The organism is Gloeocapsopsis sp. IPPAS B-1203, assembly GCF_002749975.1.
Lineage (GTDB): Bacteria > Cyanobacteriota > Cyanobacteriia > Cyanobacteriales > Chroococcidiopsidaceae > Gloeocapsopsis.
Genome location: NZ_PEIG01000040.1, coordinates 1 through 966, shown reverse-complemented (window position 1 = coordinate 966; position 966 = coordinate 1). Strand labels below are relative to the sequence as shown.

Sequence of the window (966 nt, the reverse complement as noted above, 5' to 3'; positions counted from 1 at the left end):
TTAACCTGAGTTCGGGATAAGAAAAGGGACAGGTAGTAAGCTGAAAATAACGTTAAATTCAGCACCTGTCCTATGTTTAGTTTAGAATCTTTGTTCTGCCATGTAGATGATTTCTGTAAAGCGTTTGAAAGCCAATGGCACAAAAAGCTGTTGAGACATGAAGGAAGAAGACGGGTTCGGGCTAGAAGTGTGTGTTTGAGTGAAATAATGACGATACTGATTGCATTTCATCAACATCACTACCGAAATTTTAAACATTTTTATTTGAATCATGTCAAACAGCAATGGTGTTCAGCGTTTCCAGGTTTACCGAGTTATCAACGATTTGTGGAATGGATGCCCTCAACACTCATACCTTTGTGTGTCTATCTGAAACATTGTTTTGGAAGTTGTACAGGTATCGGTTTTATCGATGCCACTAGTCTGAAAGTCTGCCATAATCGTCGAATTTCTCGCCATCAAGTGTTTGAAGGTTTAGCGGCTCGTGGTAAAACTTCCGTGGATTGGTTTTTTGGTTTTAAACTTCACATTGTAGTCAATGAGCTTGGTCAACTTTTAAATGTGACTTTAACTCCTGGTAATATTGATGACCGTCAACCCGTTCTTGATTTACTGTGTGGTCTTTTCGGAAAAATCTTTGGTGATCGCGGCTATGTTTCCCAAAAACTTGCTTGTCAACTGTTGGCAGAGTTGGGAATCCAATTTTTTGCCAAACCCCGTCGCCACATGAAGAATAAGCTCATGCTTCTCCATGATAAGCTTTTGTCCCGTAAACGTTCAATTATTGAGACAATTAACGATCAACTCAAGAACATTTCTCAGATTGAGCATTCTAGACACCGAAGCCCTGTTAATTTCTGCGTTAACGTTCTTTGCGGATTAATTGCTTACTGCCATCAACCTAAGAAACCCAGCCTTCAGATGGAGTGGCTTTTATCTCAAACAGCTTAACCCGAACTCAGGTTA

Annotated in this window: 1 protein-coding gene; it reads left to right on the top strand. The window is 40.0% G+C overall.

Annotated features, from left to right (window positions below; all coding sequences use genetic code 11):
* Nucleotides 1-72 precede the first annotated feature (72 nt).
* Complete coding sequence (locus tag CSQ79_RS26890; protein ID WP_099704162.1) at nucleotides 73-951, top strand: IS982 family transposase; 879 nt, start codon at nucleotides 73-75, stop codon at nucleotides 949-951.
* Nucleotides 952-966 lie beyond the last annotated feature (15 nt).